Here is a 328-nt window from a genome sequence, read left to right on the forward strand (position 1 = left end):
GCGAGGGTGCTGGGGTGGTGGTGCTCAAGCGGCTTTCGGATGCGCAGCGTGATGGTGACCGGGTTCTTGCGGTGGTGCGGGGGTCGGCGGTGAATCAGGATGGGCCGTCGAGTGGTCAGACGGTGCCGTCGGGTCCGGCGCAGCAGAAGGTGTTGCGGGCGGCGTTGGCTGCGGCGCGGTTGTCTCCTGGTGATATCGACTATGTCGAGGCGCATGGGACCGGTACGGCGTTGGGTGATCCGATCGAGTTGGATGCGTTGTCGGCGGTGTTCGGTGAGCGGGGTGCGGCCGCGCCGTTGGTGTTGGGGTCGGTCAAGACCAACCTGGG

1 protein-coding gene is annotated in these 328 nt (G+C 67.1%); it reads left to right on the forward strand.

From position 1 onward, the window contains the following. Positions 1 to 328, forward strand: a 328-nt coding sequence (locus tag AC5Y4Q_RS21675) for a hypothetical protein (protein WP_499960174.1), incomplete at both ends; no start/stop codon positions are given.

The organism is Mycobacterium sp. NGS16, assembly GCF_059813225.1.